Consider the following 22,159-nt stretch of genomic DNA (forward strand, 5'->3'; position numbering starts at 1 on the left):
CCGCGACCTCCAAACAAAACAGTCTACTACAGAACAAGCAGCCCCCGAACCTTGACACCCAACACCCAAACCGCCACATTCCCCACCACCCCAAAACCAGACTCAACCGTATCCAAACATGCTCCTCTATATTGCCGAAAAACCCAGCCTCGGCAGAGCCATTGCCGCAGCCCTCCCCGGCCCCTACCAAAAAGGTCAGGGCTGGATCCGTTGTGGCCAAGGCAGCGAAGCGGCCACCGTAAGCTGGTGTATTGGCCACCTGTTAGAACCAGCCGAACCCGCCAGCTACAACCCAGCATGGAAAACATGGCGCCAGCACGACCTACCCATGTATCCGGACAAATGGCAACTAACGCCTAAAGACAGCGTACGCCAACAGCTGAACGCCTTGGAGTCCTTAATCCGGAAGGCAACGACCATCGTCCATGCAGGCGATCCAGACCGGGAAGGCCAATTGCTAGTGGACGAAGTCATACGTTACTTCGGAACCCGGGCGCCGGTAAAACGTATACTTATTAACGACTTGACGCCTTCAGCAGTTGCCAAAGCCATACAACAGCCCAGAGATAACCAGGAATTCAGGCGCCTGTCCCACTCGGCTCTGGCCCGGCAACGTGCCGACTGGCTTTATGGCATCAACCTGACCCGCTTCTACACGTTGAACTACCAGCAGCAAGGGCAAAAAGGCGTCTACTCCGTGGGGCGAGTGCAAACCCCCGTACTAGGATTGGTGGTTGAGCGCGATAACACCATAGAAAATTTTGAGCCCAAACCCTACTTCCGCATTGAAGCCCGCTTCAAAGCACAGGAAGAAGAAGCCGACCAACAAGCGTTCACGGCTCGGTGGCTGCCGGATGAACAGTTCCAGGACTATCTGGACGAAGAAAACCGCTTGCTAGACCGCGCCACCGCCGAGCACATTGCCGCCAGTATTCATAGCCGACCCGGTTCAATCGTCGAATCCCGCTTTCGCGACCGACCAGAAGCACCGCCTTTGCCCTTATCTCTGTCGGCTCTGCAAATTGAAGCGGGTCGCTTGTTTCGCATGGGCGCCAAAGACGTACTCGACACAGCTCAGAATCTTTACGAACGCCACCAACTAATCACCTACCCCCGTTCCGATTGTCGATACCTGCCAGAAGGCCACTTTGCCCAGTGCAAGCAGGTTGTGGGCGCGATTGCACGAGTCGCACCAGACCTTTCAAACGCCTGTAGCAACGCAGACTTGAGCCGCAGAACCGCGGCTTGGAACGACAAAAACGTTGATGCTCACCATGCTATTATTCCAACCAGTCGAACGGCATCGAACGGAAAGCTCAGTGACGCCGAGCAGAAAATATATGGTCTGATAAGCCGTTACTACCTCATGCAGTTTTTTTCAGATGCCATACACCGAGAAGGCCGACTAACCGTGCAAGTTACACAACACCGGTTTCGAGCCACAGAAACTGCGGTACTCACGCCAGGTTGGAAAGCACTGGAATTAAAACTCCGTGAAAGCAGTAGACAGACAGAGAAGCCACCGCTGCCACGTTTGGATAAGGGCGAGCCAGTATTCTGCGAAGACAGCAGCGTAAATGAGCGTAAAACTCAACCGCCCCAGCACTTCACTGATGCAACGTTGCTTTCGGCAATGACCAACATCGCCCGTTTTGTAACTGACCCCGAGCTTAGAAAAACCCTACGTGAGACCGATGGCTTAGGTACGGAGGCGACCCGCGCGAGCATTATCGACACGTTGTTCAAGCGCGACTATTTGTTCCGTGACAGTAAACATATTCGCGCGACCGACAAAGGAAAAACCCTGATCGCTGTGCTTCCGGACTCAGTTAGCAAGCCAGACAGAACGGCGGTTTGGGAGGCGACTCTTGAGAGCATTCGCAGAGGTGAAGACGATCCCCGTAAATTTCTGGAAACATTAAAAACAGAAATAAGGGTGTTCATTGGCCCCAATGGTGAAGCGCGGGCGTCAGAGCCAGAAAGCAAGGCACCAAACTGCCCCAAGTGCCGCGCGCTAATGACCGAAAGAGATGGCAAATTCGGTCGGTTTTTCGCCTGCACTAGATACCCGGATTGCCGAGGAACCCGGCCGATTGACGACGCAGCACCGGAAGATGGTACCGGCGAAAAACCGGTGCCCTGCCCGCATTGTTTTTCACCTCTAGTACGCAGAAAAGGTAAGAAAGGCTGGTTCTGGGGCTGCAGTAATTTTCCTTCCTGCCGACAAACCTTAGATGACAACAACGGAAAACCTGAAGTTCGCTTACGCAAGGCTACATAACAACACTGACTATAGCAGAGCAATTTGTGATAATTACCTGATATGGCAGGTTATCCTGTATCGCTCACAGCGAAACCGAATCGCAACGAGTCATCATCTAATCCGGGAGAGGCACAATGCGCATTGCTCTGCTTGAAGACCAACAGGAACAGGCGCAGCACATTCAGTCTATTTTGTCTGAGCGTGGGCACGACTGCGACAGTTTTCCTACAGGTCAGAGCTTTATCAGCGCCGCACTGCACCGCAGTTACGACCTGATGATTCTTGACTGGCAGATCCCTGATATGACCGGTATTGATGTGCTAAAAAGCGTAAGAGCACAGATTAACTGGCCTATCCCCGTGGTTTTCCTCACTCAGCGCGACAGCGAAGCCGATATTGTTGAGGCATTGGACGCAGGCGCAGACGACTTTATCGCAAAGCCCGCCCGTGCTGCAGAACTAGTGGCACGCATAAACGCTCTGGCACGCCGTGCTAATCCGGATAACGAAAAAGCAGTCCTTATATATGGGCCTTTTGAAGTCAATACACAGCAAAGAACCATCACCCTGCATGGTGAAGCTCTCTCGCTAACCGACAAAGACTTCGATTTAACGCTCTTCCTATTTCAGAACCAAGGCCGGTTACTCACACGTGATGTCCTTCTGGAGCGCGTATGGGGAATGGCAAAAGACATCAATACCCGAACCGTCGACACCCATATGAGCCGCTTGCGGCGTCGATTGGGCCTAAACCCGGAAAATGGCTTCCGTATCAAGACAATCTACCAACGCGGCTATCGCCTTGAAGCCATGAAAGCCGAGGCCACAGTTACAGAATGAAGCAAACATCTTTGTCCTCATTTACGAAAGCCTTCCTAATGCTGACACTGTTAGCATTAGGTATGCCCGTAGGTGCAGAGCTTTCCATTACCCGCGGCTCAGCCAAAACCTTCGCAAGCGCCTCTCGCGAAGCGGTGCCTGAATGGATTTATACTCTGAAGCGTGGCGAGAGCTTTGCGGAAGTGGCCAGTGATCTTCTAGTTAATAAGCACAGCCCAACTCAGCTCCTGCGATATAACGCTATCGGCAACGCATCCATTCTTGGGGAAGGCGACCGGATTCGCATCCCATTATCCTGGCTAAAACGACAGCCCAATCCTGCTCGCGTCACCTCGGTTTCTGGTAATGTTCAATTAATATCCGGTATTGATGGCCGGAAACGAGTTTTGACAGAAGATGCGCTTATAAGAGTTGGTGACGAGGTGCTCTCAGCCGCTGGAGCCGCGACTATCACTCTGGCTGACGGGTCGGAAGTGCGCTTGTCTCCAAATTCCAGATTGATCTTCAATCGACTGACCCAGTACGGCAAGTCCGGCATGGTCGATACACGGCTAAGGCTCTACCGCGGAGAGGTACACACCCGTGTAAGGCCAGTGATTGAAGGAGGGGCCCGTTTTGAGATCGAGACCCCGTCTGCAGTGGCTGCTGTGCGAGGTACCGCTTTCTCACTACAAGCCGGGCCAGAGGGCACGCACCTGCAAGTCACCGAAGGCGTTGTCGATTTCGGTTCTCCAAAGCAAATCCATCGTATTCCCGCAGGTTACAGCGCGACTGTTGCCAGCAATAACGGGAACAAACTTAGCATTCGCAAAATGCCCCCGGCACCCGCACTAACCCCCCTCCCACCGGTGCTTTCGCAACTGCCCGCCGAGCTAACTTGGAAATCAAGCCCGGCAAGCACCTATCGCTTGGATATTTTTGAGACAGAAAGTGGCCGCTGGATTGAAAGCCGCGAAGTCAGCGGTAATCGCTTTGACATCAGCCGTTTGGATAACGGCCAGTATGAAATTCATTTGGCCGCGTTCGATCAACAAGGCATGACAGGAATGCCCGGCATACTGCCCATACAAGTGGATCTACAGGCACGAACCGCCAAACTTCTAGCCCCGGAAGACGGTGACAGTGTAAATGATGATATGCCGGAATTCCGCTGGGAACTCAAGGGTGAGAACGAAGTAGCGCGAGTAGAAGTTGCTGAAGATGAAGCCTTCAGGAACTTGGTTGCAACCAGCGAGTGGGCGCCAGGAACCACCGCTCTACCCTCACGCCCCCTAAGCCCCGGCCAGTACTATTGGCGCGTTGTAACAGAGGCAGGCGGAAACTCGGTGGCAACTACTCAGCCCAGAAAACTGGTTGTAAATGGCACGCTCCCGCCGGTGCGCATTATCAGTATTAACTATATAGACAGTCAGGTTCGGGTGTTCTGGGAGAAAGTTGATACCGCCGCGAATTACCGCATGCAACTATCCGAAGACCCTAGTTTCAACGATATTATTAAGGAAGCTACGCTGCCAGATACAACAGCGGCCTTGCGTCTTATTCCCGGAAGGCGGTATTTTGTGCGCCTGAAAGTGCTTTCCGATGGCCCATTGGAAAGCCGCTGGGGCCCAGGGAGGGAGCTGTATCTAGAATAGTATCGAACAATTGACGCACAAGTAGGACTCATGAACCGGGATTGGTTGCCAATAAAAACGACCCCATGGACACTCGGTCTTGCACTTTTGTTCCTATCCTTGCTCGCCGAAACAACAGACTTGCCGCAGCGAATTGATTACTGGCTTCTGGATTCTGCCCTACTAGCCAACCCCACTGTTACCTCTCCGAACATCGCCATTGTGGCTATTGATGATCTCAGTCTGGCCCGTCAGGGCCGCTGGCCATGGCCTCGCGAAACTCATGCGAACTTGATACATAAGCTGCATCAAGCTGGCGCAAAAACCATTGTGTTCGATGTTCTATTTACCGAACCCTCTACGGATGACACCAAGCTCGCAAGTGCTATGCAGGCTCACGGGGACGTAGTGCTGCCAATTCATCTGGCACCCTCAAACCCGCGCTTGCAGCTAAGCGAGCAGCTACCTCCCGGCAACTTGATATCAGCAGCGTCACGCCTGGGCCACGCACACGTTGAGCTGGATCATGATGGTATTGCCCGAGGGCTCTACCTATTTAATGGCATGGGACGCCAATTATGGCCTAGTCTCGCACTTGCGGCCTCAGGCGCCAGCCCCCGAGAACCCGATACACAAGGGTTACCGGCATTTATAAATGTACGAGACGATTACCGGATTGTTCCGCTTGCAGGCAGGGCGGGCACATTATCCACCCACTCCTACAGCGATGTGCTTAGCGCGGCCATGTCGCCAGATGCCTTTCACGGAAAAACGGTCTTTGTTGGCGCCACGGCAGCCGGATTGGGAGACATTTTGCCAACGCCCTTTTCTGGCCTCAGCCAGCCCATGTCTGGTGTGGAGTTCCACGCCAATACATTTTCAGCTATTCAACAGCTGCGCCTAATCAGCCCAGCCCCTAAATGGACAGGCGTAGCCCTCGCCCTGATCACACTTGTAGCCCTGGCTACCTTGTTACCCCGAGTGCGCCCAGCGCGCACGCTCTTGGCATGCATCACCGTTGGCGCCGCCATTCTAAGTCTGTATTTAGTATTGTTGCATACAGTCAACATATGGCTTCCTGTGGCTAACGCTTTGATCATACCTTTAGTCGCCTTCCCTGTTGCCAGCGGTATGCGCTTAGCGATGACCAACCACTTTCTGAACCGCCAGCTGGACGGACTGGTTCGCACCCCCAGAGTAGCGCTCCCCGAACCAGCAAAGCACCCAGCGAGCCAACTCCTTGAACACTTCCAAGCACTGTTTCAGCCGCAAGGCTGGCTGCTGACGGAAGCTCACGACATTATATCGAGCCGAAACCTGAACCTGAAAGATGTCCCCACCAACTTGGAGGCGGGGTTGTGGCATCACAGCGGCAACCAAAGCTGGATTCGGCTCGACCGTGGCAATGTTTGCTACACCTTGGGGCTTATCTTACCCAACAATTTGAACCTAGAGGCAATACAACGCTACTTGCGGCGCCTTAAGCTCTCAAGCACAGAAACCTTCGAAAAAAGGCTTAGCCCCAGCGAAAATATTTCAGCTCGTATTGAACGGGTTAAAGTAGCTACACAGCGCTTAAACCACATGCAGGAATTTATCCGGCGCAGTTTCGAGCGCATGCCGGATGGCATCATCGTAACCGATGAACTCGGCATCATACGGTTCGCCAACGGCCACATTGAAGAGTGGTTTGGCGAGCCCATGCCCAGCCTTAGCGGGCTTCCCCTAACCCGGCTTTTAGAAGGTCACGACCCACGCGAGACACCACCCTGGTATGAGACCGTTTCTGAAACGCTCACGATGCTGCAAAGCCGCACAGTGGATCTAAAAATACGGGATAAGGATTTTCTCATCCATTTTGCACCCTTCGCCCTCCCCGATAGCGTGCAATACGGCATCATTGCCAATATTTCGGATATATCCGAGCTTAGAGAACAGCAACGCCAGCACCGAGAGGCGATTGACTTTATTTCACACGATGTACGCTCACCGCTGGTGTCTCAACTGGCACTGATTGAGCAACTAAAACGCGATCCCACTCACATTGACCGAAGCCAATTGGAGCAACTTGGGCGATTAGCAAGACGAAGCTACCATCTAGCTGAAGAATTCGTGCAACTGGCCCGTGCAGAACAGCTAACCGAGACCCGTTTTTATGAATGCGAGTTTTTGTCCATTGTTGAAAATGCCCGGGACAGCGTGAGTGAGCAGGCCGTAGAGAAACAGATCGCACTACAACTGCAAGGCACAGAGGATTTGTGGTTGAGGGGAAATGCCGAACTACTCGAAAGAGCCGTTATCAACCTGCTCACCAACGCCGTACAGTACAGCCCGGCCGGTTCAGCGGTGAGTATTCAAGTATTTCGTGCGGGACACCAGGCTTGCCTGACCATTGTCGACGACGGTGCAGGGATTGACCCGGAAGAGCTGCCTTATCTATTTGACCGGTATCGGCGCCAAAAAAGCAGTGAGCTGGCGGGCGTTCATGGAACCGGGCTGGGGCTTTCGTTCGTGAAAACAGTCGTTGAGAAGCATCGAGGCGAGATATACGTTGTCTCCCGCCCGGGAGAAGGGGCATCATTCACGCTTAAGCTTCCGATTGCCGAACCCCTGCCCTAGCCCATAGCGGCAACAGTAACCAATCGGCAGGTACCAAAGCTCCCTAGAATTCAATTTCTTTGCTAACCATTTCGGACGGCGCGCTAAGCAAACCGCCGCTATCTTGAACCAGAATCGTAAAGTACCAAACCCCGGCATCCAAATCGCGCACTACATACACCATGTGCGCGTCTTTCTGAGCATCCGCAATAATAATCTCCTTATCCAAAGCACCGGCATTTGTACCATAACGAATGATGTACTTGTCCAGCTCGGCCATCCTTATGCCTTCGCCGTTCACACGGCTTCTTGGCGCACTCCAGCTCAGCATTGCCGCTGTTTGACTATCAAGGCCTGAATAGGTGGGATCAGAAGAGCCGCCGCAGCCCGTAAGCAATATTCCCAGAGCAATTGGAGCAATCCATGCATTTGACAGTTTAATAACGAGCTCCATAGCATGATTCCACCAACCCATTGTCGCAACTATTGAATTGTACAAAATGCGAACAGGGATCGATATAAAATTAGTGAAAACCAGAAAATCCGGTTCGTTTTTAGGCAATGGTCAATTCCATTAGTCGCACGTTCCGCCGCACCAAATGCTCCTGCATCACCGCCAACTCATGGCGCGCCATATGTTCGGCAATGGCTAGAAGCTCCCCGGTGGCCCGGTCTTTCAGTCTTTTCAGAGCTACGGATTGACTGCGGTGCACTTTCGGTTGGTTAAATGGCGTGTGCCTATCAAGTTCTCTCCAGTCCGCGGGGACGAGCGTGCAGCCCTTACCTTGATCGAGAGCGAGCGACTGCCCAGCTGGATCATAATCGAAAAACCAAGCCAATTTATCCGCAGGATGATTTATGGCCAGTTCAGTAACCCCACGAACGTTTTCCCGGTGCCCCCGGTACAGAATGATTGAGTTCGTGAACTGAACCGGAAGCTTGAAGTCCGCCCAGTAGGGCATCAAACCACCGTTTTCGATGATGACCAGATTTTGAGTTTGAAGACAGTCTGTGTCCAAACACTCAGAGCGCACACTGAGCACACTGCCCCGAGGTGTTGAGACACTCTCACCGCTCACCCTTAAATGTGTAGCTCCGGCAGTCGCCAACACAAGCAGTTCGCCGAAGACTGAATCCGGGCTGAGCTTTTCACTGGCATTGTGGCTGGCCATTGCCATGCGGCCGCCCGAGAGGGAGTCATATTGCGGGTCTAGACCATGTTCAGCTTTGGCGTATTCTCTCAGCCGCTGCCGCTCTTCCGGGGTGAAGTGAATCTCCTTGCCAACAACCTGCCCAACGCCCGTCTCTACGCATATCTGGTCCCAGACTTTGCCGCGCCGCACGGTCGCTTTCCCAGCCCTTAACAAGCGCTCAATCGCGCTGACTTCAGCACGCATTGCTGTGCCGTAAGGTGAGATCGGAAACCATCACATTGTCTGGATAGATGCGGTGTGGCACCCGATGATAGATCACCTCAATATACTGTTGGTCGCCATCAGACAAGGATTCAATTTCGGACACAATGGCCTGTAGCCAATCGGCTTTATCTATCTCCAGTCCCGTGCTGGCCAGAGCTTCTGAGGCGAGAATGCTCCGTTCGCCAAGAGCACCGTCAACCACCTGCTGAATCAGCCCTTCAATAGCCTCTTCTACCGGGTCTTCTTCCTCGACTTCTGTCTCACCATCAACGTCAAAGTTAACCGTGGCCATACCTTCCGGAACAGACTTATCTTCTATCTCTATAGGGATTGTCCGCGCCTTTGCGGCGATTTCTATCAGCTCCAGATCGTCAGCTGAATCGTAAATATCGCCGAAGCCCTTTATTTGAAACGGCTCCACCGTATTCAGATACTCCGGAACATGCCTCAAGTCCAGATGATCTATTGAGGGTTCAAATCCTCGGTTGTTAATAAAGTGCGCTTCGAAGGCACCCACCATTCGACTCAGCCGTTGATCCTCACGCATGCGCACCAGCATTTTCCGCAGCTGGTTAAGGGCGTAGGAGAGGTTCTTCTGTGAAGATTCCAAGGTGGCCGGCAAATGCCGCAATAACAGTCGCTTCAAGAAGGCATCGGAACCCGCCTGCTCCGCCAGCTCACGAATACGAAAGCTCTCAAACAAGGTAATGAGGCGACCCGCGCGCTCGATAACCCGCTCGTTTTCACGAATGCGCAATTGCAGATCTGTGATGTAGGCGAAGCCGGTATTGATGTAGGTGGCGAAGGCCTCGGTGGCGTTCCGGATATCCTCAATGACATCCGCGAGGCATTCCTTGATCTCTCCTTCCAGCCGGTCAATATCAGTCAGAGCCGACCGCTTTTTTGCTTCTTTGTATTCCAGAAACAAGTCACTGAGTTGCTGCCAAAGAATATCCACTTGGGCACTGGCGTATCGGCGCCGCTCCGATTCGGTGATGTGATCCAGAAACTGGACCAGCACCTTCTTCAGTTGCAGATCTTCGTTATCACCAATCCGCCATACCAGGCGGTGATGCTCAAGGGTTTCGATCAGGCCAAGGTTGTCATCGGAATCCGGCACTCGGTTGCCGTTTCGTAGGTGCGCCTCCAGAATGGCTTCGCCATACTTGGCCAGCGCACGAAGCGTTCCATGGGCATCATGAGCGCGGGCCATCAGTGCAGCCTCATTTGCTCGGAGTCGGTGTCGTCAGAGCCCTGAATGCCTTCGTGGGTCTGTATGAATGTCATGGCATCGTACAGCCAGCTCCAACGGCCAGTGGCTCTGAAAAGGCTGCCGCTGGTGCCTACAGCCTTCAAGTAGCCCATCTTTTCCAGGCTGGAAAGCACTGCACGAATCTGGCCGGCAGAATCTGCACGCTTGGTGTGAAACACCTTTTTCTCCGCCAGCGATCTCAGTTTCGATTCCAAAGAAGGCGCTGCCGCAATACGGTCGAGTATGGCGCCTTCAGATAACTTGTCGCCAGGTAAAATTGGGCGGTCGTTTGCTTCCAACATCATCACAAGCCGCAGAAACTGCACGAAGGCTTCAAGGTTGTTGGCAACGTCCCGGAACTGATGACGAATCGCATCCTTGGTATCGGTGTCGGAGGTGTCCAGATAGGCGCAAACGAAGGCATCGCGAGCACTGGTCTGACGAAGCGTTCGGTTTATCTGAGCCAGGAATCGATTCACAGAGTCCTGATTGGCGGGCATAAGCAGGTAGTTGTACAGCTCATCATCACTGACCTCACAGATAACCCGCTCCTGCAGCAACGCCGTTACGGTTCGCTCGAATAACGGACTACTCATGCCTTGTTACCTCGTCTGTTACTTTTTCATTCTGGCTCACGCTGGAGAACAGCTCCGCGTGTTTTCCTTCAATCCCGGAGGATTCGTAGGTATGAATCCGTCCCTGTTTGAGGGAGATCTTGTTCTCAAAGAACTTCCTCAAGCTTCTGTCGAGCTTAGGGCAGGCAGAAATCATCGTCAGATTGTTGGCTTCCAGCATATCCGCAAGATGAGAGATGTTATTAGGGCTGAGCGTACCCAACTCGTCAATGGGCCAGGTAATGCGCGTATTCAAATCTGGGCACAGATAACGAGTGAGCCCCATGAACACCGTCATTATCGCCAGATAGGTCAGGCCGGTTGAGCTAGCCGACAGGAAGTCCGCATCGGTGCGGATGACCACCTGGCGATCGTTTTCTTTCATTTCCAGGCGCATGTCGATCATCGACTCGACACTGTCTTTTACCTTGGCATCACTGAGCGTGTCAGTAACCAGCTTAAAGCGCCGAAGAATCGCATCACTGGGCAAAGAGCGCCGGTTCATTTGAATCCAGTTTTGCCATTGGTCCACAAACTCTTTCAACGGCTGCCAGGTTTCGTCCTCGTAGATTCTGGGTTCGAGCACAACCTGTATATCGCTCAGGCTTTCAATGTGCTGGTCGGTATTAATCTTTTGTTTCAAAAGATTGGAAACCGCCTTCACCTCACGAGCCATAACTTCCAGGCTATCGAAATACTTCTCCAGGCTGCCAGCCTCAGACACAAACTGATCAATCAGTGCATCCCGGAGCTGAGGTATATCGGTATCCAATAACTCTCGCAGATCCGGAACCCGCGCCAGCTTGAAGCTCTCCTCATGGTCCAGCACCTCGCCCGCAATCTGTCCGCGCCGATAGGCTGATAGCTTCTGCCACGCTTGCTGGATTTGGGTGTTGTCGTATCGGTTCAGGATTGCGGTGGCCTGATCGAACGTGCCCACCACCTCTCTGCGCAGCTGCTCCAGCTTTTGGTAAGCACCCTGAAGCTCTTGGGTAAGATCGGCTATATTACCCGGGAAGCCTTCGGAGAAGGTATTGCTCTGGAAATGCTTGAGCACAGCCTCTGCCGCTTCCGTTTGATCGCGACGTTTTTTGATTGCTGCTTGATGCTCAGCAATAGACACCTTCAGCTTGTTGTCCTGCTCTTTCCATGAGCGCTCTGCTTGCTCTCGGGTACGGGCGGCAGCCTCACATTTGGCTTTGGCTTGATTGGCTTGCTCGGTAAGCGCTTCAACCTTGCACCACTCCTGCTCGCGCCATTTGCGATAGCCGCGAACAAGGTCTTCAGACGCCACAATGGTTTCGACAGTGTCTTTGAGCTTGTTTAACGCCTCTCGTGCCTTTTGAACTTCCTTCGGATCAATGCCTTCTTCAGACAGACGCTGATCGTATATCTGGCGTTTGCTCTTGAGCCGGGCTTTGTGGTCGGATTCCGCGGAAGCGATCAGCTCGCTTTGGTGATCTATGCTGGTTTGCAGTTCGCACTCTTTCTCTGCCCAATGAGCGCGCATATCCAGAACTTGTTGCTGGAACCCGGATTCAACCTCCCGCACGCCCTCGCCTGTTTGTTCGTCAAAGGCCTGAAGCTTGCTCTGGACGGCCTCAAGCTCTTTAGTGACCTTTGCGATCCGAGCGGCCTGCGCCTCTTTAACACGTTGGCGCACGTTAGCTAATTTGTTCTGCGCGTTATCGCGAGCACGCTTGAACAGCGAGAACTCGGTTTCCAGTCGATCGGCAGCGGCGGCACGTTCCTTGTAGGTCTCATGCCTGCGCTGAGCCTCTCGCTCGGTTTCCGCCCGTTGTTTGAACGCAGCCTGGCGTTCTGCATCTATACTCCGGCTGCTTTCTTGTAGGGCTTCTTCGGAGGCAGCAAAATCCGGAATGGGCAAGGCATCCAATGCAAGCTGCCAACCCATAACAGCCGCGCTATTTGCATCATGATCGCGGGTTGGCGCTAGATCTTTTCTGTGCAGCAGACCGGGATTGACGACCTTTGCCAGGTGGTTGCCCCACGCCGGGTCTTGGGCCCGTAGCTGTGACAACCAGGTACCGTCTTCAGGGGCAATCTGCCGCTGCAGTTCGTTAAACCTGTTTTCCAGCGTCTGGATTTTGTCATCCATGTGCTGAACCTGATCCTGCGCAACTTTCCAGTCCCGGTCTGCCTGGTCTCTTTTGCGCCCAGCTTCTAACCGATTTTCATGGGCCAGAGACACCTGCTCCGATGCTTCTTCAGCAGCCTGCTCCGCAATCGCGATTTCCTGCTGCTCCGTTTCCGTTTGCCCCGGATTTTCCCGCAGTGCTAACAGACGGGCCTGCTCACTCGTCAGTTCCGAGCGCTCCTCCGAACGGCCACCCTTGTACTCAGATACCGCCGTAACCTGACTTGTTTTGATGGAATTCAGCTTCAGATCATAGGAATGCTTTGCTGAGGTGAGCGCGTCAGTGGCTTCCCTCAGCCGCTGCTGGCGTTGGGTCTGCTGCTTTTCATGCTCGCGCTGAATGCTCTGTTTCTCTAGCTCATACTCGCCTTCAATGGCAGAGGCTTTACCCGTAAGACTGTCGTAGTCTGCTTGCGCTGTAGCCAAGCGCTGCCGGTAGTCGGCGAGATTATCGAAACTCTGGGCCAGCTCTGAGAGCCCATCCTCTTCATATCTGTCGTTCTGCTTGTGCAGGGCGGCTACTTGCCCGTCCAGGGATTCAAACTCGGCATTGCGATCCGTTACCTCTCGGGCCAGTTGGCGATCGCTATCTTCAAACTCCGCTCTTCGATTGCTTCTATCCGCTTCAAGCCGCTCTTTCTGCTCCCCCAGTTCACTGACCTTCTCCCGGGCCTCATCAACAGACGCGTGCAGGTTGGCTACGGACTTATCCGCCTGTTCAAGAATCGCCCTGCGCTCTGCATCCTTTCTCAAGCATTCACGGATCTTTTCTTCTTCGCCTGCAAACGCAGAAAGGCTCTGTATATCCGCGATCAGATCTTTGCGATCAATGGCGCGAGGCTTGGCGTGCTGATGGATATTCTCAAACTGGGTTTCGCAGATCATGGTTTTGAAGCTGCTAAGCAGCCGGTGCTTGTTCAACACCACATGGGTCAGGCGGTCAATGTTGGTCATCTGGGTGTCGCTGTCACCCAGGCCAAACTCAGCCGCCAGAGCCCGGAGCGCTCGGGCATCCGCAGGAAGCCGTTTCAACAGCTTTTGATTGCGCTGAATGATGGCCCGGTAATTGGTAATCGTATCTATAATTTTTGAAACAGTAGTGCCGCGTTTACGAAGCGCTGCGAACACATCATCTGCAATGGCCCCGGCCTGAAGCAACTCTTTCACTTCTAGTGCAAAAAAGGTTTCTTCAGCGGACCCGGCCACAAACCGGTAACAGGGCTTTCCCTGTGCATGGCGGTACATCACCGCACAGTGCAACCCCGTGCTTCGCCGGTACTCAAAAATGATCAGGCTTTGGAAACTGGGCAGATAATAGTCCAGAAAAGACAGTTTGCCCGATGCTTTGGTAACGATGCGCTCCGGTTCTTCACCGAAAAACGCCGGAACAAGAGCCAAAACAGAGGTTTTACCAGCCCCGTTGACACCACCCAGATGGGTTCGTTCACGGCAGTCGATTTTGATGGTTCGCCCCTTCACTTGTTTGAAGGAGTGATGAAGGATGATGCTTTCCAATCCGTAGCTTACAGTCTCGCCAGACAAACTGATTTCCCCGTAACGGCAGGTCGTTCTTGATACCCGCAGTATACAGGGAATAGTTTCCGGACAAAGCTATGGAACTAGCTCAAACATCGCTCAGAGCCGCTGGTCATAACTTGTCTACCTAATGGCTCTGAAAAGGTGGATTAGCCTTTAAGCTTGGCTGCGATTTTTGCTACATGCTCACCTTGATGGCGGGCAATACTCAACTCACGCTCATCTGGCTGGCGTGAGCCATCGCCACCGGCAATTGTGGATGCGCCATACGGCGTGCCGCCACCCACTTGTGAAACATCAAACAACGCTGGCGTGGTGTAGCCGATTGGAACGATAACCATGCCATGGTGTGCCAAGGTGGTCCAGGTCGACGTGATCGTCATTTCCTGACCACCACCGGTGCCTGTTGAAGTGAACACACTCGCTACCTTGCCTGCCAGAGCACCTTTAGCCCAAAGGCCGCCGGTTTGGTCAAAGAAGGTGCGCACCTGACCGGCCATGTTGCCGAAACGGGTCGGTGTACCAACAATAATGGCGTCGTAGTCGCCCAGTTCGATGGGTGAAGCAACAGGTGCCGCTTGATCAACCTTGCCGCCAGCACCTTTGAAAGCTTCAGCATCCATGGTTTCGGGTATACGCTTCAGGGCTACTTCCACACCCGCCACGCTGCGGGCGCCTTTAGCTACTTCGTTTGCCATGGTTTCGATATGGCCGTACATGGAGTAGTAAAGAACCAGAATCTTCGTCATTTATATATCCTTCTTCTGTTTTGGTTTATACATGTGCATATTTTCAGGAGAGAGGCGGGCAACACTCTCACTCAATGTAGTAGTGCAGCCCGCCTCCAACAAACCGGAAAGACTTCTCAGGCCACATCTACCAGCACGATTTCGCTGTCTTCCAGCCCACTTACCTTGAGCAATCGCTCATCGCTGATCGCAACGCCATCGCCCGCAGAAGCAACTACTCCGTTTACATCTATCTTGCCGGTCGCAGGCACCAAGTAGACTTTGCGCCCAGTGGCAATACGGTATTCAGTGCTCTTACCTGCCTCAATCGTTGCCGCCACCATGCGTGCATCCGTTCGTATAGGCAAAGCATCGTCATCGCCGGGAATACCGCTGGCGAGAGTAACGAATGATCCACTGCGTTCACCCTTGGGAAACGGCTTAGTGCCCCAGGTGGGCGGCAGGCCCGCTTCGTTAGGCATGATCCAGATCTGGAAGATCTGCGTGGTTTCATCTTCTTCATTCATCTCGCTGTGGGCAATACCTGTTCCCGCGCTCATCACCTGCACATCACCGGCCTCGGTACGGCCTTTGTTGCCAAGGCTGTCTTGGTGCGTTATGGCTCCCTTGCGGACATAGGTAATGATTTCCATGTCGCGGTGCGGGTGGCGTGGAAAGCCAGAGCGCGGAGCGATAGTGTCGTCATTCCATACTCTGAGATTTCCCCAGTGCATGCGATTCGGGTCGTAATATTCTGCGAATGAAAAGTGGTGGCGAGTATCCAACCAACCGTGATGGGCACCGCCGAGTTCACTGTGGGATCTAAGTTCAATCATTGTGTGACCTTCTGTTTCGTGTAAATCATGACGGTAAAATCATGGTGCTTTAAGGGATTAAAACGATCTTTTCAGACCCACCCTTATGTACCTTGTTGTACGCCGCAATAGCTTCCGAGAGCGGCACCTCGGTAAAGTTGTCAGGAATAGGCAGGTCGCCATCAAACGCTGCACTGATTCGCTCAAACATCTTTGCGCAATCTTCCAAGCTGTATAGCAGCGAGTTAACCCCGATGACCGAGCCGCCACGGCGGTATAGGTCAAGAATGGGCATGCTAGTCAGCCCGTCTGCCGGTGCAGCAATAACCGCTATGCGCCCAAAGGGGCCGAGCGCCTTCACCGCAGTTGGCAGCCAGTGGCCAGTGGTATCGAAAATGACCTCCGGCGACTGCCCCTGAAAGCGAGTTTGTGCCTGCTCCGGCAGCTTCTCGGCCTCTGGTAGTTGGAAAGCATTAATACCCTGCGCCTCCAACTCCTGCGCAACCTCGGCACGGCGAACACCCAGTACAACATTGGCACCTCTGGTTTTCGCCAGCGCCTGCGCTGCCTTGGCTACGGCTCCAGCGCCGATGATCAAAAATCGGGTACCCTCCGCAACTTGGCTCCGCTCCAAGGCATCCCAAGCTGTAATGTACGGAACTCCAAACGTGGCTGCCTGAGCAAAGGTGAGCGATTCCGGTTTGGGCGCCACGGCATTCGCGGGTATAACCACATACTGCGCATGACAGCCATCTTGAGTGAAACTAAAGCCTTTACCTGTACCGCCCCAGACTGCCTTGCCTATAAGCTCCGCAGGCCCGTCTGCAACAACACCGGCGAAATCCCTACCGGGAATACGCGGCGTTGTGGTGTAGGGAAAAAGCCCCTGTACGTTTTTCAAATCGCTGGGGTTCAGGCCTGCAGCCCGAACCTCCACCAAAACCTCGCCAACACCCGGCACAGGCTTGGGTATATCGTTTATTTGCAGCGAATCGAGTGAGCCGGTTGCTGAAAACTGTAAGGCTTGCATAATCGCCCTCGATAATTAGGTTTAGAGTTTCACTTTATCCGTTACTGCGAAGCGTCACCGGTTGATACCACCGAAGCGCTCCAAATGATGGAACCACTCTACTATCGCCCAATCGCAAGAATAAGCGGGCTATTGTTGAGTTACTATCAACGCAGCGTTGATAATCGATGAAAACCTCAGGACCAGGATGAACCTATGGACCGCCTCGATGCCATGCGCGCCTTTGTTACTGTGGTGAGTGAAGGCGCGTTTACCCGCGCCGCAGACAAGCTAGACATGTCCCCACAGTTGGTCAGCAAGTACGTTTCCCAGCTCGAAGAACATTTGGGTGTGCGCTTGCTCAACCGCACCACTCGGCAGATACATCTGACTGAGGCAGGAGCCAGCTATCACCTGCGGGCACAACAGGTGCTTCACGACATTGAAGATATGGAATGCCAAATTGGCGACCTGCAATCTGAAGCTCGCGGCCTGCTAAGAATCAGCGCGCCTGTGTCCTTCGTAATTCGCCACATGGCCCCCATGTTGAGCGAGTATCAGAAAGCTCACCCCGGGGTGGGCATCGACTTGCAATTGAATGACCGCAAAGTAGATGTGGTTGAAGAGGGGTTCGATGTAGTGCTTCGCATCGGCCACCTGAAAAGCTCCTCACTGATCGCCAAGCGGGTTGCCCCGATTAGAATGGCGGTATGCGCTTCACCGGACTACTTGAAGCAAAATGGCACCCCCAAACATCTCGAAGATCTTCAGGGCCACCGTTACCTGCGTTATAGCTACATAGAGCTGGATTCCAGCCAACCTCTACACCGATGGTTGCTAAACAATGGTCAGAACGACAGAGCCGGTATTACCAGCAACAATGGGGATGTCCTGATGGAAGCAGCTATCAGTGGAGCGGGAATCGCCTTGCTGCCCACGTTTATTTCAGGCCCGGCCATTAAAGAGGGAAAGCTCAAAGTTATCCTACAGGAGTACGAACCCGAGCCCATGGGGCTCTATGCGGTGTACGCACACCGGCAGCTTCTGGCCAGCAAGGTTCGGAGTTTTGTTGATTTTATTGATGGGTATTTTGGCGATCCACCCTACTGGGATTGAGCTCCGCCTTGCTCTATTGCTCAATCTCAGCGGCGGTTAGCCCACGGTTCTTGGCCTTCAGGTAGCTTAAGCAGACTGGAACATTAGTTTTTCCCATGTATCTATGGAGATAAGGCAAAAACCCTGCGTTGTTGCCTTTAAACTTGGCGTGGTGGAAGTCGTGATACACCGACCCCTGATACACAGGAAGCAGGTGTACCGGGTTCCATGGAATGTCATAACCGATATGGCCATCGGCACCTTCAATCTGCCGAATAATCACTCACAGCCATAATACATAAATGTGCGCGCCCAATAGAATCGGCCCTATCAAGGTGACCGCAGCGGTCAAGGTGTACTCCAGCCAGTGCATGCAATTCCCGATGACACCGCAGGTGTGGCGTACTCGGTGGTGCACGCTATGCACGTTCCGGAACAGCCACTTGTTCTCATGCATGTACCTGTGCACCCAGTAATACAAGAAGTTATCCAGCAGTGAGCTTCAACACCCGGCAACAATCCCGCCATGCTAATGGCGAGCGTGGCCATGGAAAACTGCCAAAACCAAGGGTCGTTATAGGATGCTCGCTTACACCACGCACAGGATTATCTGCAGCATTTGAACTTGAGTATATTACAGATCAGCCAGCTACTCGGGTTTAGAGAACAAAGCTCGTTTAACCACTTCTTTCTAAAGGGCTGTGGTTTATCGTCTAAAAAGTGGCAGGAGAAAAGTAAGGCCTTAAAAAACTAGCGCCCCCATAGCGAGGGCGCGGCAAGTGCATGACAATAAAGGCATTTAGGACTTCTGGCGTTACTCAGGCGTTTGCGTATCTTTTCCCGCAGTCGCCTCTGCCGTTTTCACTGGCGCATCATGTTTGCCGACCCACTGGCTCGCTTTTACTTTCAGTTCCTCAAACTTGTCGGAAACCGAATCCAACTTCTGTTCCCACTCTGGGTTCGGTTGCTGGCCTTCCGTTGCTTTAAAAAATACCTGCATCAAAGCCGTCATCCCAAATGGCTCAATCACCGCCTGCTTAATACCCCAAGCGAATACCAAAGCAATTGCAAAGGTCAGCGGCCCGGCAGTACCGGGGAATAACGCCACCAGCCCGGCGACCGGAGCAAGGATAATCAAGAAAACGATGAAGGTTAAAAACCAGATAATCAGCGCTAGAAAGGCCGCATTCTTTAGAAAAACTTGATAATTCTGGGCGTAAAGAATCAGCGCGCTGCGGCTAGAAGCCCAAGGATTGTCGGACTGGGTACGTATGTTGTAAGCGAGAATCACTTCATCCAAATAAGTTAGTGACAACCGAATCACGGTATTCAGAAACTTCGCAACCGCTTCAATACCGGGGATCGGCAGAATTGCGGCTAAGGTGAAGAAAGCCCGGTTGAATGATTTGAGAACACCCTTGATTAGCTGGTCCACGCCAAACAGCACAGAGGATTCAGCAAAACGCTCTTTGACCACGGCTTGCGCATGATCAATTTGTCCACGACCTTCTGGAATCTCCCCACCGTCCATCACCTCCACCAATACAGCGATATGCCCGGCTTTGACCATATACAGGAGATACTCGCGCAGGAAATACATGATGCCACTGGCGATACCAAACCCAATAAGGCCGCCATAGGTGCCACCAACGGCTGAATCCCCGAACACGGCCCCCGCACCATAGCCAACCCCGGCACCAGCACCGGTGATAATTACATACCCTAAAGTTATGCCAAAATAGATCAAAAATCGAAAAATCAAAAATGGCGCCGTGCGCCGGAGCAGCCCAATAATAGTCCCTACTTCAAAATCCTTCATGATTGTCGCCTATCGTTCCCAGATGAGTGGATTCTATTACTTATAAACTCTTAATCTAGTAGCCGCGATCATCCCGTCAAGCCCTTGCCAGAACTCGTCGTCGGCCTCCCCCTCAATTTACTCGTTCCGCAACAGTGCGCACCTCTTCTTGGGACGCCTTTGGCTGTTATTCTGCCCCTGCAAAAGATAGAGTCATACTGTTACCAACAAGACAGCGCCACTACTAGGCACGACAATGCAAGCCAGATAGGGAGATCACAGTAGATGCAGAAAGTTAGCACGTGCTTCAAAAAAACTCCCCTACATTGTATCACGCGGGCTGCGCTCGTTGGATTGCTCTTTGCCGGGTTTTCTGGCTGTGCAACACTCTCGGAAGGCGAGTGTAAAACTGCTGACTGGCAAGAAATCGGCCGCAAAGACGGATCTAAAGGTTACACCCGCGCCCGCTTGCACAAGCACTACGAAGCATGCGCAGAGTACAAGGTTGAGCCGCAGGCAGACCGCTACTACGCCGGCAGGGACGCAGGCCTAAAACAATACTGCACGCCACGCAAAGGGTTTGATGAAGGGCGCGAAGGCAATCGCTACCGTGGCGTATGCCCACCAGACTTAGAACGGGGCTTTCTGGCTGAGTTTAGCAAAGGCGAGATGATTCACGAGATTGATACGAATATAGAGACCGTCGAACGAGACATCTCGCGTAAGGAGCAACTCCTTAGCGATGACGATACATCGTCTAAGGAACGGCTCGAAATAAACCGGGAGCTGCGAGAACTTTACGACAAACTGCGCGAGCTGAATCGCGATTTGTTTCGGTTGGAGAGATTGTACTTGTTGGACCTTTGAGTGGTCACTTCGATCACTCTCACCCTCAGACGCAGCTAGCTCCGATTAAAACGATCTTTCGCTCCCGACCGTCATGTTATAACATATCACTCAAAAGCGAAGCGCAACCGGGTTGCGGTGATGGAGCCTGTAGTACACTGTTGGCTTGGCACATAGCCCACGTTCGATCCACGCCTTGTATGAACAGTCAGGAGTACTACCCAGAATGAGACTGCCGCTTGATTTAACACTAAGCCAAAAATGTCTTCTGGGTGCTGTAGTGGTAGTTGTATTCGTTGCCAGCTTGCTGCCAATGAAAACGTCGCCCGCATTGACACAGAAGCCTTTGGCTGAGAAGGACAGTTCTGAGCCACGCTTGTTGGAGCAGTATGCCAAGGACAATTTTTCGAGTACGAGCAAGGAGTGGTCTGAAGAGTCACTATACAGTGGCGTACGAGTAAGGCACGTCCAGCCCGGAGACACCCTGAGTGAGATTTTTCAGGCCAGCGAAGTGCCTTCGGCCGACTTATCCCGAATCATGGAAGCAGATGCTGAGTACCTGTCTCTGGAAACACTGAAGCCGGGGAGCGAACTTTCGTTCTTATACGGTTCCGATGGTGAGTTTTCGGGGCTGGCGCTCCGGCTGGACGCGGCCCGAAAAATAGCTTACATGAAACTGCCGGATGGAAGATTTGAGTACCAGAAGCTTGAAAAGGATACTCATTGGGTCTCGGAAGTCCTCAGGGGCAGGATTGACGGAAGCCTTTATGCTTCAGCTTTACGTTCGGGGTTGACCAGAGCTCAGGTTCTGTTGATAGACCAGTTGTTGGGGAGCAAGCTGGATTTTCGACGCGACTTGCGAGCCGGTGATACATTTACAGTAATGGTTGGTCATGAGATGACTGACAGCCATGGCACAGGCAATACCCGGCTCGAAGCTGTGTCACTCGCACGCGGCTCCCGAACCCTCTCTGCGTTCCTGTTCGATGATGGTAACTACTATAACGAGAAGGGTGAGAGCGTGACACCGGCTTTCCTGCGCTGGCCCACCCAAAAACCTTTCCGTGTGAGCTCTGCCTTCAATCAAAACCGCTTACATCCGATCACCGGGCGCCGGTCTCCCCATAACGGTGTAGATCTTGCCACCCCGACAGGTACACCAATAGTCAGCACGGGCGACGGCACGGTGCGAAGGATTGGCAACCATCCCTATGCCGGGAAGTATATCGACATTGATCACGGTGGCGCTCACGCAACGCGGTACCTCCATCTGCACAAGGTTCTGGTCAAGAAAGGCGCGCAAGTACAAAGAGGTCAGAAAATTGCCCTGTCTGGCAATACCGGGCGCAGCACTGGCCCTCACCTTCATTTCGAGCTTCACATCAACGGTCGCCCCGTAGACCCCCTGACCGCTGACATCCCCACAGCAGCTTCCGTACCCAGGGGTGCTATAGCGCGCTTCAAAGAACAGCTCAGCGAGCAACTGGCTATTATGAAGTATGCCGCCAGTCGGTCGGAACTGTTCACGGCCGACACACCATCATCCCTGAAGCCGAAGAGCTGAATATCCATCGGAA

The 22,159-nt window shown here is 53.1% G+C and carries 18 protein-coding genes and 1 pseudogene; 8 read left to right on the forward strand and 11 right to left on the reverse strand.

What is annotated here, in order from left to right:
* Window positions 1-118 precede the first annotated feature (118 nt).
* The 4 genes from KO508_RS11010 to KO508_RS11025 all read left to right on the forward strand — a co-directional run bounded on the left by KO508_RS11010 (window position 119) and on the right by KO508_RS11025 (window position 7,334).
* Window positions 119-2,281 (forward strand): DNA topoisomerase III, encoded by a 2,163-nt coding sequence (locus tag KO508_RS11010; RefSeq protein ID WP_216008370.1) that lies wholly within the window; start codon window positions 119-121, stop codon window positions 2,279-2,281.
* Between the two features lie 116 nt (window positions 2,282-2,397).
* Window positions 2,398-3,102 (forward strand): response regulator transcription factor, encoded by a 705-nt coding sequence (locus KO508_RS11015; protein ID WP_216008371.1) that lies wholly within the window; start codon window positions 2,398-2,400, stop codon window positions 3,100-3,102.
* Window positions 3,099-4,736 carry a FecR family protein gene (locus KO508_RS11020; protein WP_216008372.1) on the forward strand — a complete coding sequence of 546 codons (1,638 nt, stop codon included), beginning with the start codon at window positions 3,099-3,101 and terminating at the stop codon, window positions 4,734-4,736. The genes KO508_RS11015 and KO508_RS11020 overlap by 4 nt, the downstream gene beginning before the upstream one ends.
* A 30-nt stretch (window positions 4,737-4,766) precedes the next feature.
* Window positions 4,767-7,334: a CHASE2 domain-containing protein gene (locus KO508_RS11025; RefSeq protein WP_216008373.1), complete on the forward strand. Its 2,568-nt coding sequence runs from the start codon at window positions 4,767-4,769 to the stop codon at window positions 7,332-7,334.
* A 43-nt stretch (window positions 7,335-7,377) separates the two neighbouring features.
* Here the strand turns inward: KO508_RS11025 and KO508_RS18855 are convergent, their stop codons facing one another.
* From KO508_RS18855 to KO508_RS11065, 8 genes are all read right to left on the reverse strand, one after another.
* The gene (locus KO508_RS18855; RefSeq protein WP_252738068.1) at window positions 7,378-7,767 is read right to left on the reverse strand and encodes a fibronectin type III domain-containing protein; all 390 of its coding nucleotides are present in this window, start codon (window positions 7,765-7,767) and stop codon (window positions 7,378-7,380) included.
* Window positions 7,768-7,867: 100 nt separating this feature from the next.
* Entirely contained in the window at window positions 7,868-8,710 is an 843-nt protein-coding gene (locus tag KO508_RS11035; RefSeq protein ID WP_216008374.1) for a DUF7281 domain-containing protein, read from the reverse strand.
* Entirely contained in the window at window positions 8,700-9,944 is a 1,245-nt protein-coding gene (locus KO508_RS11040) for a hypothetical protein (RefSeq protein WP_216008375.1), read from the reverse strand. Before KO508_RS11040 ends, KO508_RS11035 begins: the two co-directional genes overlap by 11 nt.
* A complete protein-coding gene (locus KO508_RS11045; protein ID WP_216008376.1) occupies window positions 9,944-10,579 on the reverse strand; it encodes a condensin complex protein MksE in 636 nt (211 codons plus the stop codon). The genes KO508_RS11040 and KO508_RS11045 overlap by 1 nt, the downstream gene beginning before the upstream one ends.
* Window positions 10,572-14,297 (reverse strand): ATP-binding protein, encoded by a 3,726-nt coding sequence (locus KO508_RS11050; RefSeq protein ID WP_216008377.1) that lies wholly within the window; start codon window positions 14,295-14,297, stop codon window positions 10,572-10,574. Before KO508_RS11050 ends, KO508_RS11045 begins: the two co-directional genes overlap by 8 nt.
* A gap of 143 nt (window positions 14,298-14,440) precedes the next feature.
* A complete protein-coding gene (gene wrbA, locus KO508_RS11055) occupies window positions 14,441-15,040 on the reverse strand; it encodes an NAD(P)H:quinone oxidoreductase (RefSeq protein ID WP_216008378.1) in 600 nt (199 codons plus the stop codon).
* Window positions 15,041-15,156: 116 nt separating this feature from the next.
* Window positions 15,157-15,855, reverse strand: coding sequence for a pirin family protein (locus tag KO508_RS11060; protein ID WP_216008379.1), 699 nt, complete (start codon window positions 15,853-15,855; stop codon window positions 15,157-15,159).
* 49 nt (window positions 15,856-15,904) lie between these two features.
* The gene (locus KO508_RS11065) at window positions 15,905-16,864 is read right to left on the reverse strand and encodes a quinone oxidoreductase family protein (protein ID WP_216008380.1); all 960 of its coding nucleotides are present in this window, start codon (window positions 16,862-16,864) and stop codon (window positions 15,905-15,907) included.
* Between the two features lie 195 nt (window positions 16,865-17,059).
* Between KO508_RS11065 and KO508_RS11070 the strand changes: the two genes are divergently transcribed.
* Complete coding sequence (locus KO508_RS11070; RefSeq protein ID WP_216008381.1) at window positions 17,060-17,959, forward strand: LysR family transcriptional regulator; 900 nt, start codon at window positions 17,060-17,062, stop codon at window positions 17,957-17,959.
* A gap of 13 nt (window positions 17,960-17,972) precedes the next feature.
* On the opposite strand, the gene KO508_RS11075 is transcribed toward KO508_RS11070, so the two are convergent.
* Both KO508_RS11075 and KO508_RS11080 read right to left on the reverse strand, forming a co-directional pair.
* Window positions 17,973-18,221 (reverse strand): hypothetical protein, encoded by a 249-nt coding sequence (locus KO508_RS11075; protein WP_216008382.1) that lies wholly within the window; start codon window positions 18,219-18,221, stop codon window positions 17,973-17,975.
* Window positions 18,222-18,434: a sterol desaturase family protein gene (locus tag KO508_RS11080; protein WP_354668033.1), complete on the reverse strand. Its 213-nt coding sequence runs from the start codon at window positions 18,432-18,434 to the stop codon at window positions 18,222-18,224.
* Window positions 18,435-18,533: 99 nt separating this feature from the next.
* Here KO508_RS11080 and KO508_RS19070 point away from each other — a divergent pair.
* Window positions 18,534-18,692, forward strand: a pseudogene (locus KO508_RS19070) (hypothetical protein); the annotation flags it as partial.
* Window positions 18,693-18,752: 60 nt separating this feature from the next.
* On the opposite strand, the gene KO508_RS11085 reads toward KO508_RS19070, so the two are convergent.
* Complete coding sequence (locus tag KO508_RS11085) at window positions 18,753-19,757, reverse strand: hypothetical protein (RefSeq protein ID WP_216008384.1); 1,005 nt, start codon at window positions 19,755-19,757, stop codon at window positions 18,753-18,755.
* Window positions 19,758-20,021: 264 nt separating this feature from the next.
* Here KO508_RS11085 and KO508_RS11090 point away from each other — a divergent pair, with 264 nt between their 5' ends.
* On the forward strand, window positions 20,022-20,603 hold the full coding sequence (locus KO508_RS11090; protein ID WP_216008385.1) for a DUF2799 domain-containing protein: 582 nt from the start codon (window positions 20,022-20,024) through the stop codon (window positions 20,601-20,603).
* A gap of 205 nt (window positions 20,604-20,808) precedes the next feature.
* Window positions 20,809-22,146 (forward strand): peptidoglycan DD-metalloendopeptidase family protein, encoded by a 1,338-nt coding sequence (locus KO508_RS11095; RefSeq protein WP_252738069.1) that lies wholly within the window; start codon window positions 20,809-20,811, stop codon window positions 22,144-22,146.
* Window positions 22,147-22,159 lie beyond the last annotated feature (13 nt).

Origin of the sequence: Marinobacter salexigens, from assembly GCF_018860765.1 — a bacterium.
Taxonomy (GTDB): domain Bacteria; phylum Pseudomonadota; class Gammaproteobacteria; order Pseudomonadales; family Oleiphilaceae; genus Marinobacter; species Marinobacter salexigens_A.